General features: G+C 57.6%; 13 protein-coding genes. 5 read left to right on the plus strand and 8 right to left on the minus strand.

Translation table 11 applies throughout. The annotated features are described in order from the left end of the window. Positions 1 to 40 precede the first annotated feature (40 nt). From rpmE to Poly24_RS02570, 3 genes are all read right to left on the minus strand, one after another. Positions 41 to 277, minus strand: a complete 237-nt coding sequence (gene rpmE, locus Poly24_RS02560) for a 50S ribosomal protein L31 (protein WP_145090020.1) — start codon at positions 275 to 277, stop codon at positions 41 to 43. Between the two features lie 749 nt (positions 278 to 1,026). After that, positions 1,027 to 1,866 (minus strand): sugar phosphate isomerase/epimerase family protein, encoded by an 840-nt coding sequence (locus tag Poly24_RS02565; RefSeq protein WP_145090024.1) that lies wholly within the window; start codon positions 1,864 to 1,866, stop codon positions 1,027 to 1,029. A 592-nt stretch (positions 1,867 to 2,458) separates the two neighbouring features. Continuing rightward, the gene (locus tag Poly24_RS02570) at positions 2,459 to 3,706 is read right to left on the minus strand and encodes a sialate O-acetylesterase (protein ID WP_197452266.1); all 1,248 of its coding nucleotides are present in this window, start codon (positions 3,704 to 3,706) and stop codon (positions 2,459 to 2,461) included. A 160-nt stretch (positions 3,707 to 3,866) separates the two neighbouring features. Between Poly24_RS02570 and Poly24_RS02575 the strand changes: the two genes are divergently transcribed. Further along, positions 3,867 to 5,216, plus strand: coding sequence for an outer membrane protein assembly factor BamB family protein (locus tag Poly24_RS02575; RefSeq protein ID WP_197452267.1), 1,350 nt, complete (start codon positions 3,867 to 3,869; stop codon positions 5,214 to 5,216). A gap of 198 nt (positions 5,217 to 5,414) precedes the next feature. Here the strand turns inward: Poly24_RS02575 and glgP are convergent, their stop codons facing one another. Continuing rightward, on the minus strand, positions 5,415 to 7,967 hold the full coding sequence (gene glgP / locus Poly24_RS02580; RefSeq protein ID WP_145090027.1) for an alpha-glucan family phosphorylase: 2,553 nt from the start codon (positions 7,965 to 7,967) through the stop codon (positions 5,415 to 5,417). A 335-nt stretch (positions 7,968 to 8,302) separates the two neighbouring features. Between glgP and moaA the strand changes: the two genes are divergently transcribed. The 3 genes from moaA (at position 8,303) to Poly24_RS26835 (ending at position 10,386) form a co-directional block, all read left to right on the plus strand. Then, positions 8,303 to 9,340, plus strand: coding sequence for a GTP 3',8-cyclase MoaA (moaA, locus tag Poly24_RS02585; protein WP_145090030.1), 1,038 nt, complete (start codon positions 8,303 to 8,305; stop codon positions 9,338 to 9,340). 382 nt (positions 9,341 to 9,722) lie between these two features. Further along, a complete protein-coding gene (locus Poly24_RS26830; RefSeq protein WP_231753437.1) occupies positions 9,723 to 9,863 on the plus strand; it encodes a hypothetical protein in 141 nt (46 codons plus the stop codon). A 382-nt stretch (positions 9,864 to 10,245) separates the two neighbouring features. Beyond that, positions 10,246 to 10,386 carry a hypothetical protein gene (locus Poly24_RS26835; RefSeq protein ID WP_231753437.1) on the plus strand — a complete coding sequence of 47 codons (141 nt, stop codon included), beginning with the start codon at positions 10,246 to 10,248 and terminating at the stop codon, positions 10,384 to 10,386. Positions 10,387 to 10,945: 559 nt separating this feature from the next. Here the strand turns inward: Poly24_RS26835 and Poly24_RS02605 are convergent. From Poly24_RS02605 to Poly24_RS02615, 3 genes are all read right to left on the minus strand, one after another. After that, positions 10,946 to 11,767, minus strand: a complete 822-nt coding sequence (locus tag Poly24_RS02605) for a DUF4159 domain-containing protein (RefSeq protein WP_231753438.1) — start codon at positions 11,765 to 11,767, stop codon at positions 10,946 to 10,948. Continuing rightward, on the minus strand, positions 11,764 to 14,469 hold the full coding sequence (locus Poly24_RS02610; protein ID WP_231753439.1) for a tetratricopeptide repeat protein: 2,706 nt from the start codon (positions 14,467 to 14,469) through the stop codon (positions 11,764 to 11,766). The genes Poly24_RS02605 and Poly24_RS02610 overlap by 4 nt, the downstream gene beginning before the upstream one ends. 73 nt (positions 14,470 to 14,542) lie before the next feature. Then, positions 14,543 to 15,190 (minus strand): glycine zipper domain-containing protein, encoded by a 648-nt coding sequence (locus Poly24_RS02615; protein ID WP_197452270.1) that lies wholly within the window; start codon positions 15,188 to 15,190, stop codon positions 14,543 to 14,545. Between the two features lie 389 nt (positions 15,191 to 15,579). On the opposite strand from Poly24_RS02615, the gene Poly24_RS02620 reads away from it, so the two are divergent. Next, positions 15,580 to 16,155 carry a hypothetical protein gene (locus Poly24_RS02620; RefSeq protein ID WP_145090042.1) on the plus strand — a complete coding sequence of 192 codons (576 nt, stop codon included), beginning with the start codon at positions 15,580 to 15,582 and terminating at the stop codon, positions 16,153 to 16,155. Here Poly24_RS02620 and Poly24_RS02625 read toward each other — a convergent pair. Beyond that, on the minus strand, positions 16,122 to 16,556 hold the full coding sequence (locus Poly24_RS02625; protein ID WP_145090045.1) for a VanZ family protein: 435 nt from the start codon (positions 16,554 to 16,556) through the stop codon (positions 16,122 to 16,124). The genes Poly24_RS02620 and Poly24_RS02625 overlap by 34 nt on opposite strands. Positions 16,557 to 16,672: the final 116 nt, after the last annotated feature.

The following is a 16,672-nucleotide window of genomic DNA, read 5'->3' on the forward strand; positions in this document are numbered from 1 at the left end:
GATACGCGACGGCTGTCAGTTGGTCGTTCCGATTCGGTAGCTACTTCTTCTTCTTGCCCTTGGCCAAGCTGGCGTAGCTGCCCGCAGCGAACTTCTTCTGGAACTTATCGATCCGCCCAGCGGTGTCGACAAATTTCAGTTTGCCCGTGTAGAAGGGGTGACACATGTTGCAAATGTCGATCTTCAGTTCGGGTTGAACGCTGCGTGTTGTAAACGTGTTACCGCAACCACAGATGACTTCGGTGGTTTGGTAATTAGGGTGGATTCCCTCTTTCATCGGTTTGGCTCCGGTGACGGCGATAGAGATTGGCTTGGTACAATCTCGGATCGGGCTTGAATTAAAAATGGATCTGTTGGCGGATGCCGCACAGTTTGCTGGATGTCCGAATCACGAATCGTATGCGATACCAGGGCGTTTAGGCAAGCCCTGATCGTTTCGCGGCTCGTCGCACGCCATGCATTTCAGCTTGATTTAAGGCAAGAAGCCCCTCTGTGGAGGTGTGTGCTTCGCGGTATCCGATCTCCGAGGGTTTCTTCGTTGCTTTCGCGGCTGTGGCTTCAGTCGCAATCGGGAAATTGTCGGCTTTGCCCCGCTTGCCTACGCAACGCACGTTGCAGCCCGCTGGCGAGCGCGTTTGGGGAAAGGACGTGGTTCCGGAGCGGAAGGGGCCGCTCCAGATGCGAGGTTTGGAGGATGGCACGCATACCCCTCCATTTGCGCCACCAAAGTGTATGCCCAAGCCGCGAGCGCACGAAGCTTCCTCGGTGGAGTGTCGTGGCGTGTAAACACGACGGCAACCGTGCGATGGAAGGATGCGATCAACGAGTGTTGCGCGTCTCGGGCGAGCCAAGATGCATCGGCCTAGAGGTTCGGTGGAAACGCGAACCGATAGCGCGGCAACCGATTGGCTCGCCAGGGGCGACGAGCCATTTTAGGTGTCCAGGTGCTAATTCGCGTTCGCGCCAAATGCTGTGCGCTGAGCGGTCGGGGACGCTTCGGGCATCGCCGGGTTACTGGCGTTGCACTTAAACTCCACTCTTATCCATCGCCGCTTTGGCGATCGTCACACACTGACGGATATCATCGATCGGGTCTTTGGGATTCTCTTCGTATTCAAGCGAGATGGCCCCGTTTTCGGGGAAATCGGTCGCCTTGAGTGCACCGAAGACTCCTTCGACATCCAAGTGACCCTTGCCCAAAATGACGCCGTGAGTTTTGTCTTTCATCTCGGCAAAGTCTTTTAAATGGATGCCATACAGCCGGCCTTGGAACAGACGGATCACTTCGGTCTCCCGTTGGCCCGATCGAATGTAGTGACCGAGATCGGCACATGCTCCGATCCGTGCATCATGACCTTCGATCGCATGCAGTACATCGATCGCTTTGTTGTATCGGTGTTTCGGACCGTGGTTGTGAATGGCAACCCGGATGTCGAACTCCTGAACAAGCTGGTCGAGGTTGTCGAAGGAATCAGGATCCGGATCGGCCGTGATGGTTGGAATACCGACAGCTTTGGCAAACTCGAAGATTTTGCGATTGGCATCCGCGTCCTTGGTGAGGCGATTGACGCCATGCGCCGAAATCGACATTCCCAAATCGGAGACCTTCTTCTGGATCGATTTGATTTCGTCGGCCGATGCGTTCGTTGGCAACATGCCGCTGTAGAATTCGACCTGTTCGAATCCAAGATCGCTGGCATGCTGAAGTGCCTGGTCGACGTTAAAGCCACGCAACGAATAGAGCTGGATGCCGAGCTTATAGGCATGCTCGTTGGCCGCTGCCGCCAGACGGGGCAACGACGCCCCTGCCAAGACGGCCGAAGAGGCAAGCAGAAATTGACGACGGGATGAATGGAGGAATTGCATGGGTATTTTATAGGGATTCAATAGGGGCCAGGAACGGAGAACCAATGGGACGTTTCATTGTAGTCGTCGAAATGGGCAGCGGTTGGATGACCATTTCAAATTTGCAGCGGCGACTGTGTCGTCCGAGTCGTGGTATCCAAACGCCTTGGTGAAGGGGCGTTTCCTTCTCAAAGATTGTGTCCGGGCGGGGCCACGGTCAGCACGTTCCAGTCATCGGGCGGGGCCGCTGAAACTTCGGTTGTGGACCCTTTTGGCAGAATTGGTTTCGAAGAAACAGCGGTATGAGCGTTTGTCGGTGGGAGGCCATTCGCCGGGATGGGCCCGTTCCAAGAACAAGCCGGTGACTCCTCGCTGTCTTCGATGCAAAAACTTCCAGTAACAAAGTTGCTTTGCTTTGCCGGGCAGCGTGGATCGGGGGTGTTTCCACCATCGAAAAAATTTGAATCGTTGACCCGCAGTGCGACCGTCGCTCACCCGATAACTTGTCGGTTGACATCAAACGGGTGCTCCCATTTCCATTCTGGGAAACGGCAAGTCGAATACAACCGTTGTTGGCATTCCAGGTGCTTGTCACCCTGGGGGACAGCGCACGTCACTTCGTGAATTGCACCGTCGCCTCGGCAAAGCCCTTGCCGATCTGCGCCATGATGCCGGCGGAACCTAGGTAATGGTAGGCGGCGTTTGAAGTACTTTGCTGGAGGATCTCCAATTCTCGTTCGTCGAAATTCGCGGCGTAGAGATTGTTGATCGCGACTTGTCCTTCATCGCGTTGCGTTGTGCCCGCCTTGATCGATTTTGCAATCTCGTCCAGCCTTGGCTTGATAATTTTTTCCCGTTCTTGCAATCGGACGACTTCCCTATCCCAGTAGTCTTCGGTCAACACGGCGGACACATTCCCTTTGAATTCGAGGAGCCCTGCCGGCGCGGCCATCGCGTCGCGGAAGTTCTGGTGAACGGCGGTGTAACGCTGCTGTTCCGGGCCGTAGTGGTCGGTCGGGCCGCCGACTCCCATTACGCCAATCACAAACGGCAGCTTGGGCGACGCGAGATCGTTTCGGACATCGTGAATGAACTGCGTCAAGAGCTTGCTGTACTGGTCGTAGCCTCCCGGCTGATCCCGCGACGGATAAACGCCGCCATCGACCATGTCGTTCCAGCCTTGGAACCAAACGAAGCCCGCCAATTCGAAACCCTGCTTTGCGTCGTAGTCCGGATAGACTCGCCCGATATCGGCGAGCACCTTTTCCACGTGATCGATCATTAGGCGATAGTAGTGTCCTGTGGCTTTCGTCTTGTCCGCTTTGATCTGAACGATGTCCTTGCCCTGCCTTTGGAACTGTTTCAATTGCGTTTCATTGAACTCATAGGGGCCAGCGTTCGGCGGGCGGAAGTCCGTATGCAAACTCTTTCCGCCCCAGGCCGTTTTGATGATCAAGATCGGCTGGTCGATCAGGCTTTCCATCGTGATGCCGAACGTGAATTCCGGACCGATCTTTGGCCCCCGCGCCGCCGCGCCATACCCGACCGTCAGGCGGCCGGTTTGCTCGGCGTCGGCGGATCCGATCGATGTGATCCAAACCTTTTCACAGACTCGCGGCGATCCGTCCGGATTGCGCATCTGTTTCAACAGCGGTGCTGTCGCCGGGTTCAGCCGCATGGCGTCGAACGTGCTTACCTTTGCATGCCCCTGCATGTTCGACTGCCCGGCAAGAATGAAAACCTTTAGTGGTTTTCCGGCGGGTTCCGCAGCGGGAGCAGATTGGGCGGATTGATTCAGCCAGATTGTCGCTAACGCGAGCAGCAGTGCTGGTTGTCGAATTCGTTTGCACTTCGTGATCACAGCAAAGCCTCGTCAATGTCATGTTCATGGGAGGGGCGTCCCCGTCATTGGTGGCATTGTAACAAGGGGAATTGGGGGCTGCCCAAGTTGGCAGCTCTGCACTTGTTGGAATATCATGGCGCAACCAACCATGTTCTCCGTCCACGCAAGGTATGACTCTATGTTCCGCCAACTCAGGCTCGATCTGTTTTTCCTCTCGATGGCGGCTCTGATCCTTGGCGGTTCCACGCGTCTATCGGCCGAGGACTGGCCGCAGTTTCGTGGTCCCGAATCGCGAGGCGTCTCCGAAGCGATGGAGCTACCGGACCGATGGAGCGAAACCGAAAATGTCGTTTGGAAAACGCCGATTGCCGGTCGCGGTTGGTCATCGCCAATCGTGGTAGGTGAGCGTCTGTTTTTGACCACAGTAACTCGAAACACGGGTAAGCCGGAGGATGCGAAACCGGGTCTTTACTTCGGCGGTAATCGCGAGAAACCAGCTGACGTGCCGCATGCATGGAAGGCGATCTGCTTGGACCGGAAATCGGGAAAGCCATTATGGGAGAAAACGCTTCACCAGGGAAAACCTGCTACTTCGCGTCATATCAAGAACAGTTACGCATCGGAAACGCCAGTCAGTGATGGCGAACATCTCTATGTGTTATTTGGCGATGTGGGGCTGTACTGCCTGAGTGTCGACGGTGATTTGGTTTGGCAAAAGGAACTGCCACCATGCAAAACGCGCTACGACTGGGGTACCGCCGCTTCTCCCGTACTGCACGAAGGACGCCTGTATCTGATAAGCGATAATGAAGATGCGTCCTACCTGGCGGCGATCGACGCAAAGACGGGAGAGCAAGTCTGGCGAGTCGAACGCGACGAAAAGAGCAACTGGTCCACGCCTTTCATCTGGAAGCACGAATTGCGGACCGAGATCATCACGCCGGGAACCGGCCGGATTCGATCGTATGACCTGGACGGCAAACTGCTTTACGAGCTGAGTGGATGTTCGAGTATCACAATCGCGATGCCATACGCGGCGCATGGACTACTGTATGTGTCGTCGGGTTACGTCAATGACGACATGCGGCCCATCTTTGCGATTCGGCCAGGCGCATCGGGCGATATTTCACTTCGTGGCGAGGCAACGTCCAATGAGTTTATTGCGTGGTGTCAGCCCAAGGCAGCGCCATACAACCCATCGACCATCGTCTACGGCGACCAGTTGTATGTTCTGCACGATCGGGGCCTGATGGCTTCTTATGATGCGCTCACGGGTGAAGTGATCTACGAAAAGAAACGGATCCCCGGCGGCAGATCATTTACATCATCGCCGTGGGCTTATCAGGGAAAGATCTTCTGTCTGAATGAGTTTGGGAAAACGCTGGCCATTGCCGCCGGTCCTGAATTCAAACTCTTGCAGACCAATGAACTCGACAGCACCGAACTTTGCATGACCACACCCGCGATTGCCGACGGCCAGTTAATTCTGCGCACCGGAGACGCGGTCTATTGCATTGCGAAGCCATAGTTCCCGCCGAGCTTGAGGCTCCGTCGCAGGCTTGTTGATGCAACCTCCCCTGCCCCGTTTCGCCGCAAGCGACCAGCAAGATACGGTCTCGCATTCCCGATGTTTCCACCTCTTCAATCAACGCCGAGACTGCATGGTCAAATGGGATGCCACGGTGCTGCATCCATCGGTCATGTTGTCTTCTGGCCCCGTGAGAGGCTAGCGTTGCCAGAGACATAGGTTCAGTTCCAACGGGATTGCCACGTCGCTGTGGATCGGGATCACCCGGGCGGTATAGTCGTCGGCGATCTCCGTCGCAGGAACCGATGCCTGAAAGACCGTCCACGGGGTTCCGTCGTCGTCCGGACGGCTTGCGGTCCGCCGCATCTCAACGCAACGCGGCGTGCCTTCTTCCCGTGCTTCGGCATATAGCTGCACGGCGACAAAACTGGGGTCCAGTCCATCCAGATAGACCTCCACCTCAAAGTGATGTTCGTTGGCATCGGTGTGGCATTGCACGGCGCCAAATCGCAGCGAGCTCCATTTCTCTTTCAGCGAGTTTTCCCAGTTGGCGATGCCGGTTGCCAGTTGTCCGTCGAATGCGATCCGTTTGCGATACGCTTTGGCCGCCGGCAGATAATGCTGTTCGGTATACTGCCGCACGGTACGAGTCGCCGAATATTCGGGCGTTAGCGTCGACATGCTGTTTCGCATCCGCTGCAGCCACGCCGTGGGAATGCCTTCCGCGTTGCGGTCGTAGAATTCGGGGATCACTTCGTTTTCCAGGATCTGGTAGAGCTGTTCGGCTTCGGCCGCATCGATTGCGGAATCATCCTGGTGTTCTTGGCCGTCTCCCAGCGCCCAACCGAGTTCGGGCCGGTAAGCTTCCGCCCACCAACCATCCAGTTCCGAAAGGTTGATGCCTCCGTTGACCAGCACCTTCATTCCGCTGGTGCCGCTGGCTTCCCAAGGACGCCGCGGCGTGTTGACCCAAACATCGACCCCTTGGACCAACCGTTCGGTCATCAGCATGTCATAGTCGCTCAGGAAGATCACATGCTTGCGGGCTAATGGATGACGAATGAACTGAATCCATTGACGGATCATTTCTTTTCCCGCGTCGTCGGCGGGATGCGCTTTCCCGGCCAAAATCAATTGCACCGGACGCTCGGGATCGCTCAGCAATCGCAGTAGTCGATCGGGATCATGCAGCAGCAGATTCGGACGTTTATACGTTGCAAACCGACGGGCAAAACCGAGTGTCAAAGCATGCGGATCGAACCGATGTTTGGCCGCTTCAACTTCGCTCTCATCGGCCCCTGACGAGGCAAGCAGTCGGGACAGCCGGTCTCTTGCAAATTCCACCAGCGCCTTGCTCGATTCAATGCGAAAACGCCACAGTTGAGCGTCGGAGACTTTGCGGATCGCTTCGGGCAATTTCGGGCACGGTTCGCGCCAACGTTCCTTGCCACAGACCTCGGTCCACAATTGGTCCGCGGCTGCGGAGTCCCAGCTGGGCATGTGGACTCCGTTGGTGATGTGACCGACAGGGATTTCCGCTTCGGGCCACCGCGGGAACAGTGGTTCGAAGATCCTGCGGCTGACTTCGCCATGCAACCGGCTGACGCCATTAATTGCCCCGCTTCCGCGAATCGCCAGGTAGGCCATGTTGAACATTTCGTTGGGATTGTCGACTGATTGTCGCCCCAACGCCAGCAGGTCTTGGACTTCGATCCCAAGCATTTGGGTCGCATAGCGACCGAGGTATTGTTCGATCAGCTTAGGCGAGAATCTATCAAAGCCAGCCGCTACGGCGGTGTGCGTGGTGAACAGGTTGCCCGCGCGTGTTGCCGCCAGTGCGACTTCGAACGAATGCCCCGTGGCGTTCATGAAGCTGCGGGCGCGTTCGAGCACGGCAAACGCGGCGTGCCCTTCGTTTAGATGGCAAACTTCCGGGGCGATGCCGAGCGCTTCGAGCAGCCGCCAGCCACCGATGCCGAGCACGAGTTCTTGCTTTAGGCGGAGTTCGGGGCCGCCGCCGTAGAGTTCGCTGGTGATGCTGCGATGCGCGGGATAGTTCGCCGCGTCATTGCTGTCCAAAAGATACAACTTCACACGTCCGACCTGTGCCTCCCAGGCCCTCAGCCAAACCGAATAGCCCGGCAGCAAGATCTCCAATCGCAACCATTGCCCATCGGGGCGACGCAGCGGCGTGATCGGTAATTGGCCTGGATCGTTGTAGGGAAACAGCGCCTGTTGCGATCCCTCGGCGTCGATCGTTTGCCGGAAATACCCTTGCTGATACAGCAACCCCACACCCACCACGGGGACACCAAGATCGCTGACCGCCTTCAATTGATCTCCCGCTACATTGCCGAGGCCGCCGGAATAGATCGGCAACGCCTCGCTCAGCATGAATTCCATGCTAAAGTACGCCGCTTGTTTCAATTCTGAACCGGCATGTTGCCGTTGGAACCAGGGGGACGCTTCGTGCAGCTGCTGCCAAGCCTGCAGCTCCTGGTCCAGATTGTTGCGAAACGCTGGCTCGCTCAGCAGCTGTTCGATACGTTTCCGCGAGACCGTCTGCAACACGACCCACGGATTGTGCGTCAGATCCCAGAGTTCGCGATCGAGCGCCCGCCAAATCACGTCGGTCGAGTGATTCCAGGAAGAACGCAGGTCGAGTGCCAACGTTGCCAATGCATCAAACCCTTCGATGTCGGTAGGAAGTGAAGGGTAGCGTGGTTGGTCGCTTTGAAATGGTGATTTCATGTTCCGTCGTCCTGATGCTAGAGCGTCCTGAATGCGAATCGATCCAGAAGACTGTGAGATCGCGAGCACTGTACCTTGGCGAACGTCAAGATGATATCTCGCGAACGTCGCTGCAACTGCGTACGGTGGGATTTCATCATCCTTTCACCAGGTACCCGTTGGATCCGATGTCCCATGCTCGGCACCGGCTCACGCAAAACGATTGCCGATCGGCGGTTCGCGCGTCCATATTCGCACCGCGTTCGATCGTCTAAAATCGAGAAGGGTTCGCACGTCGGATCTCCTTATTGCTTGGCCCCGATGGGGGCGTTTCCTACTTGGATTGCCAACACGTTTTGACTGCTTTCGATGAGACGCATACCGCCGAACCGCGGCAGGCTGCCGGGCGATTGATCGATCGCTTCGGCCGCGTCCATCGTTCGCTTCGGATCAGCGTGATCGATCGCTGCAACATCCGCTGCTTCTATTGCATGCCCGAGCATGTCGACAGCTTTCTGCCCCAAACTGATCTGCTCTCGTTCGATGAGATCGTTCGCGTCGTCCGGCTCTTGGCTTCCGCTGGCGTTTCGAAGATTCGGCTGACCGGCGGCGAACCGCTACTGCGACCGAACCTCGACGCGCTGATCGCTCGAATCGCGGCGGTCCCGGGAGTCGATGAGATCGCTCTGACGACCAATGGGATCCTGCTACCTAGGTTTGCTGAATCGTTAAAGGCGGCCGGGTTGCAGCGTTTGAACATCAGCCTCGATACGTTGGACGAAGCGACCTTTCAAAGGATCAGTCGACGCAGCGGAGTCGACCGCGTGATCGCGGGGATCGACCACGCGATCGATCTCGGGTTTGAACAGATTCGGCTGAACGCATTGGCGATTCGCGGACTAACCGAAACGGAGATTGTGCCACTTGTCGATTTCGCCCGCCGCCGAAATTTAACGCTACGGTTCATCGAATACATGCCATTGGATGCCGATCGGGCATGGCGTGATGACAACGTTTTAACAGGCGACGCGATCCGCCAACGGTTGGAAACCCAATATGGGCCGCTGCAGGAAACCGGCCGCGACGATCCCGCTCAACCGGCGATCGACTACCGATTCGCCGACGGCAGCGGCCGCGTCGGTTTTATCAATCCGGTCTCGAAGCCGTTTTGTAATGCCTGCGATCGGCTGCGGTTAACGGCTGACGGCGGCCTGCGCAATTGTCTGTTCTCCGATCGCAACTGGGATCTTCGATCGCTATTGCGGTCGGGCGCTAGTGACGCCGATCTGCGGAACTTGATCAGCGAAAGCGTCGCCGCGAAAGAGCCCGGTCATCTGATCTCGCGGCCTGGATTCCAGCAGCCGCAGCGGGCGATGTATCAGATCGGCGGATAACACTCCGTCGCAACGTTGTCATCATCGAGATCGCTGTCATTCAGGGGTGGAAATATAGTGGGGCACATGCGGAAGTGGGCCCCCGCCTCAAAACGCAACTCTCCCAATCGCACAACAATTCAGGGCAATCGGTTAGCGGGTATCCCGCATTCGCTCCCTTTGCCACAGAGAACTCAGAGGCCACCGAGAGTGTCTTTGAAAATGGGTTTCTCTGTGGTCTCAGTGACCTCTGTGGCAAACTCGCTTTTTAAATTGGTTTGCGATCGGAAACAGGCAGCGACCGACTCATCCGTTTCGGCTGAAGCCTCGACTCCAGCGGCAATTTTGTGTGGGCGGCGGCTTGCGGAACTGTCTGTTCTCCGATCGCAACTGGGATCTCCGAATGCTATTGCGGTCGGGCGCTAGTGACGCCGATCTGCGGAACTTGATCAGCGAAAGCGTCGCCGCGAAAGAGCCCGGTCATCTGATCTCGCGGCCTGGATTCCAGCAGCCGCAGCGGGCGATGTATCAGATCGGCGGATAACACTCCGTCGCAACGTTGTCATCATCGAGATCGCTGTCATTCAGGGGTGGAAATATAGTGGGGCACATGCGGAAGTGGGCCCCCGCCTCAAAACGCAACTCTCCCAATCGCACAACAATTCAGGGCAATCGGTTAGCGGGTATCCCGCATTCGCTCCCTTTGCCACAGAGAACTCAGAGGCCACCGAGAGTGTCTTTGAAAATGGGTTTCTCTGTGGTCTCAGTGACCTCTGTGGCAAACTCGCTTTTTAAATTGGTTTGCGATCGGAAACAGGCAGCGACCGACTCATCCGTTTCGGCTGAAGCCTCGACTCCAGCGGCAATTTTGTGTGGGCGGCGGCTTGCGGAACTGTCTGTTCTCCGATCGCAACTGGGATCTCCGAATGCTATTGCGGTCGGGCGCTAGTGACGCCGATCTGCGGAACTTGATCAGCGAAAGCGTCGCCGCCAAAGAGCCCGGTCACCTGATCTCGCGGCCCGGATTCCAGCAGCCCCAGCGGGCGATGTATCAGATCGGCGGATAACACTCCGTCGCAACGTTGTCATCATCGAGATCGCTGTCATTCAGGGGTGGAAATATAGTGGGGCACATGCGGAAGTGGGCCCCCGCCTCAAAACGCAACTCTCCCAATCGCACAACAATTCAGGGCAATCGGTTAGCGGCTATCCCGCATTCGCTCCCTTTGCCACAGAGAAGTCAGAGGCCACCGAGAGTGTCTTTGAAAATGGGTTTCTCTGTGGTCTCAGTGACCTCTGTGGCAAAATCGCTTTTTAAATTGGTTTGCGATCGGAAACAGGCAGCGACCGACTCATCCGTTTCGGCTGAAGCCTCGACTCCAGCGGCAATTTTGTGTGGGCGGGGGCAAGCGGAACTGTCTGTTCTCCGATCGCAACTGGGATCTCCGAACGCTATTGCGGTCGGGCGCTAGCGACGCTGATCTGCGGAACTTGATCACCGAAAGCGTCGCCGCCAAAGAGGCTGGCCATCTGATCTCACGGCCTGGATTCCAGCAGCCGCAGCGGGCGATGTATCAGATCGGCGGGTAACCAGCCGCGGAGCGGTGATCTCGGCGGCGATGCGGTTTAGTGCGTCATCGCGTAGGTGACGATGTTGATCCCCAACGGGTAGGCGTATTTGACCGACATCTCTTCAAAATAGTCGGGGCTTTCCGCCTCGCGTTCCCAGCCGTCGCCGAGGTCGGTGTTGTGGCAGATGAAGACCATGATCCGCCCCGCGTCGTCGGTGATCGATCGATAGTTGGGCGTTTGCGTGTCGGGGCCACGTTCCCAAGTTCGGCCGCCTCGACCGCCCCAGGCACCGATCGACGGCACCTGCGGTTTGATCTTCAGCGGATAGACGCACTGGAAGATCTCGTGCGACAGCGGCACATCCTCTGGCTCGCGATCGGGAAAGACCCGCTTCATTTGGTAGTAGAGGTTCTGCCATTCCTCATCGCCCCAGAAGTCGTCGATCATCAGGAAGCCGCCGTTATCGAGGTAGCGCCGCAGCGCGACGACCTCCGGCTGCGTGAACATCAACCGCCCCGGTTCGATGATGTAGATCCAGGGATAATCGAACAGCTTGGGATCGGTCAGTTCCAAGACGATCGGTTCGGGGTTCACGTTCAGCGAGGTCAGTTGATGCAGCCGAAGCGAGAAGTTCAGGTCGCTGTCGCGGTAGTCGGTATCCCAACCGCCGCCGCGGCCCCAGCCCGCCGATTGGTATTTGATCCGCACGAAAGTAAACATGTCGTTCGGGAAATCGGCGTTTGTCTCCCAATCGGGGACATCGCCACGGCCGACGCTTTGCCAGTCGCGATCGCGACGCCACCGTTGAGCCATCGCCAGCGACGTCACCGCGATCGCCAACAACAGTCCTGCAATGATCATCGGTTTGCGGTTCACGGGGCGTTCTCCTGTTGCGTGTCGACATCGGACTGGGGGGCCGATTCCGCTGGCTCGTCGTTGTCCGCTGGCTCGTCCGGTTCGGCGGGCGGATCGGAATCCGATCCCTCTTCGGCTTGGGCCTCGGCTTCCGTTGGCTCGTCGGTTTTGGGGGCTTCCGCCGCAGGCGATGGTTCGCTGGCAGGCGGTTGGTTCAGCCGTAACAGCAAGCGATGAGCGTCGCGGAATCGGGGAGCTTGTTCCAAGGCGATCAACAGCTGGCGGCGAGCGGCCGGCGTCTCGCCGACCTCAGCCAACGACTTGGCCAAGCGAAATCGCAGCCCCGCCGGATCGATCGGTTCCATTTCGGTTAACGCCTGCAACGCGCGAACGCTTCGCTGATACGTGCCGGTCTGTTCCGCTGCACGTGCGATCTGTTCTTGCACTTCGGCGGTCAACGGATTGACGGCGGCCAGTTGATCGGCGTAGCGAGCGACAGCTTCCCAGTCCTGTTGTTGTTCGGCGATGTCGATCAACCGTCGATAGCTGGCGACGGAATCGGATGACCGTTTGGCGATCGATGTCAGCACCTGCAGTTCCTGGTCAGTCGCCTGTTGCTGGCGGTAGACTTCCGCTTCCAGCGACAGCAGCGCGATCGGAATGTCGGACTCTTCGAACAGCTTCCGCGTCTCGGCGATCGTGTCGAGCGCTTCGCTCCATTTTTTTGCAGCCACCTGAGCTGCAGCTTGCTTTAACAGGATTTCAAATCGCGTCGGCGATGGCTCGTCGACCAAACCGGAAAACGGATCGTTGGGATCGATTTCAGCCGCTTCGGGCGCCTCCCGTTTCCAGGCTTCCGGCTTGCCGTAATCGTTGGCCAGCGATTTGGCAAAGTCGGCAAACTGTTGGTCGATCACCTCCAGCGACCCAATCGAACGGGTGAGCGCATCGTTAATCGACAGCCCGATCGCCAGGTCGGCCAAGATTTTTTTGAGCGTATCGAAGCCGTGGTTTTCGACGATGTAGCGGACCGCCAGCGACGATTCGTAGTAAGCAAATTGCAGGTGCATGGCCGACTTGGGTTGCATAAACGCACTGCTCAGATCGCTCATCGGCGTGAAGGCGTCGCCGAGGATCATCTCGCGATAGGTGGGCGTCATCGACTGGCCCCACCGCTCGTCGCGTTGCAATTCCTCGTAGACCGAGATCCCTTCGCTGAGCCATCGCGGCATCCGGTTCTTTGTTTTCTGCAGCGTGACCACGTGGCAGAACTCATGCCACAGCACCGCCTTCCAATTCGCCGGCGTCTGCGTCTGCGAAGCCGGACTGTTGGCGGTGATCAATCGACCGAAGCAGACGCCCAGGAACCCCGCACCGCCAGGGACGCCGAAGGTCCGGATGGCGAAGTCCTTCTGCTGTGGAAAGATCTCGATGATCGTCGGTTCATCCAATTCGACCGCGTACTTTTCGGTCAGCGTCTGCCGAGCCTGGGCCAGCAGATCGATCACGTCGTCACCGTAGATCCTCGCTTCGCGGGCGTCCATCCGAATCTGGAACCCTTCGGCTTCGAGCGTCGTGAATTTCCGCAGCACGTCGTGCAGGTTGACCAAGTTGTGAGCGACGACATTGTAGCCATCCTGTTGGAAAACCTCGTCGGCCATTTTCCAGCCCGCTTCGTCCTGGCCGATTCGCAACAGGTCTTGCGCCAGTTGAAACTTCGCCTCGACAAAGTCCGGCTTCTTCTTCAGCGCCCGCTGCTGGTATTCGGCTCCCTCGGCAAACCGGTAGTGCCGCGACAGCTTGTTGCCGATCAAATGATCGACCTCCGGATTCGATTCCCAGCGGCACAAGGCGGCTTTGCGAAGCAACCGTTCGGCTTCGAAGTGTCCTTGCAGATGAGCGATCACCGCATGGTAGGCCCAAGCTTGCGGCTGATACGGATTGATTCGCAGGATCGTCTGCAGGATCTCTTCGGCCTGTTCAAACTGTTCCGCATCAATCGCATCATCGGCCAACGACAGCAGGCTGGGCAGATGGTTTGGGTTCAGCGAAAGGGCTCGGGATCGCATCTCCTGAGCCCGCTGCGAATCGCTACTCTGCCAAGCTTCGAATTGCAGAAAGGCGATCTGCGGATCGTCCGGCTTCATCTTCGCCGCGCGATCGAGATCCTTGGCGGCCATCGCGTAATCGTGTTTTTCGAGCGCCAGTTCACCGCTGGCGACATAGGCATCGACAAAGTTTGCGTCGGTGTTGCGGACCCGATCGTAGAACAGCTCCAGCACCTTTTTGGCATCTTCGCCGCGGTGCAGGAAGTAGCGGCCGATGGCGATCAGATTCTCTTTGTCGCTGTATCGCCAGGGGGATCGGCGGACGATCTCGAGGATCGTTTCGAGCTCCCGCTCGCCGCGAACCGGATCGTTGTTGAAGCGATAGACATCGCCGCCGAGTTGCCGCAGCGGGATGCTGCTGGAATAGCGCTGCAGCGCGGCTTCGTAGGTCGCCCGCGATTGAGGGTATTGCCCCAGCAGCAATTGGCACTGGATCAACAGCAGCGGCCAACGCTCGTTCCAGACGCCGCGATCGACCTCTGCTTTGGCTGCTGCCAACGCTTGCCGGTACTCGCCTTGGCGAAACTGTTGTTCCGCGTCGCGGACATCGGCCGCCGCCAGCAGACTGCTGCTGAACAAGACGACGACCAGCGATAGGTGGGAGATCCATTTCACGGCGGGCTGCAACCAATGGGAAGCGTGGTTTAGGAACGCTTCCAGGTTAGCAGCTTCGCAGCGGTCAATCTATCTAACGACCGACGGAGATTCCAAAACTGTAGCCCGGTCGGCCGCGATGCCCATGGTGATAATGATGGCGTGGCGGCGCGTAATATCGCGGGCGATAGACGACCGGTGGCGGAGAGACGTAGTGGTATTCTTCGACAACCACAGGGGCGGGTGCTCTCACAACCGTCGTCGGAACGGCGCTGGGCGAACCGACGGGAGCGTTTTGCATCGCGCTGATCACCGGTTCGGGGACACCTTGTTGGTGCATCCAAATGATGTCGTTCACCTCGGGACGCTTGACTACCCCATTTTGTTGGATGTGGTTGATCACGACCTGAACGCCCAGACCACTGCGGGTCATTTGAGCGACGTCGTAGGTCGAGACAGCCCCCTGCATGCGCTGCTGGTATTGCTGCTGTGCGTAAGCTTCCTGGCGTGCGATATTGTTGTCTTTGGCTTTCCCAACCGTCGCTCCGGTGATCAGGCCAAGCGCACCGCCGATCAAGGCACCGGCAAGCGGTTCATCGTTGTTTTCGCCGATCGCAGCACCGATTGCGGCACCAGCGACGCCGCCAACAGCCGCGCCCGAAGTTTGATTGTACTGGGCGAAACTGCTCGTCACCGTGCTGATTACGATCAGCGTCGACAGGGTGATTCGTTGAATGGACATGTGATTCGGTACCTCTCGCATTGTTTCCTCGGCATATAGCCGATCGGGATGCTCGATGTCTATGGCGTCTGCGATGGAATATCGGCGCCGCAGAGGCGATCCGATCAGCCAATCGCCCCGCGGCGAAAGAATCGCATCGGCGGCCCTGGGAAAACGAGAAATCGGGAAAGGCAAGCCAATCCGAAAATTTTGCCATTGCTAGCGTGTGGAACCGTGACGTTCGTAACGATTGTGGGACACCGCTGGATAGGATTCTCAACCAACCGGGCTGATTTCCTGGCTTCATTTGTTGAGGGCTCGCGGTCAGTTGATAGATTTGTACGCAGTGAACGCCTCGCATGTGGCCAGCGCGTCATCTCATTTTCGCCTCGATCACCCCCGATCCAAACATGTCATATTCCAATCGACCCACGATGGACGAGGTCGACCAACTGATGCTGAACGCGCAACTGCGCGACGAGCTGGAACCGTACATCGATGAATCGGTCTCTCGGATCGATGTTCGCCGCATGCCGCTGTCGCAGGAGAACGAGTTTCTCGCTTCGATGCTTGCTTGGGAGCGGGCCCCTGCGATTCCGATCAGCCACTGGTTCGAGCCTGCGTTGGCACTACCCCACCCCGACGAATTGGATCGCGACGAACTGCACGATTGTCTGTGGAACGCGATCGAACGCTTGCACAGCAAACGGATCATCCTAGAGTGTACCGATCACCTGACCGATCGCGAACTCTATAAGATCATCTTCCGCGATATCTTGCCCTGCCGCGAAAAGAAAGTCGATCTGCCCCGCAATTTCTTGCATTGGCGATGTTTCGACGATGGCGACAACGACACCTGGTTGCGGTTCTACGCCACGCCAAACGAACGTTGGCAATGGGAACAGGAAACAGGGCTCACCGCTCCACTGGCAGAGAACCCACCCTACCCACGTCACATGCCAACGCGTCCGCCGCAAGAGGGTTGATGCAGTTTTGGCAGCGGCGGAGCGATCAGGCTCCGCAGCACGCTGTAGACGAACAGGCCGGTGAGCAGTCCCCCGCAATCGGCCGCAAAATCGAGCACTTCCGCACTCCGTCCACGCACCAGTAACTGGGTCGATTCATCGAAGATCGCATACGCGACTCCAATCCCCAGTGCGATCAAAAGATGCCGCCGCGGATGACGCCGACTCTTGGGGAGCGCCCAGGCCAGCAGGATGGCCAGCCCCGTAAACGCAGCAAAGTGATAAGCCTTGTCGGCGTTGCTGAACGAGGGCAGACGGACACTAGGAATGTGCGTTCCGGTGAAAATCACGCTCCAGTAGGCGACCAGAGTTAGGCTAGCAAGCCGCATTCCTAAAACGGTCGTCGTAATAATCTGTCGCATCGTTTTCTAACCGGATTCCATTGGCACGAGTCGGTTGGGCTGAGATTTCTGCACGTCGCGGGGACGATCTTAGCCAAGCCCCCGTTTGCAACGATAGTCCGATTGTAGGTCTTGTT

Origin of the sequence: Rosistilla carotiformis, assembly GCF_007753095.1 — a bacterium.
Classification (GTDB): Bacteria; Planctomycetota; Planctomycetia; order Pirellulales; family Pirellulaceae; genus Rosistilla; species Rosistilla carotiformis.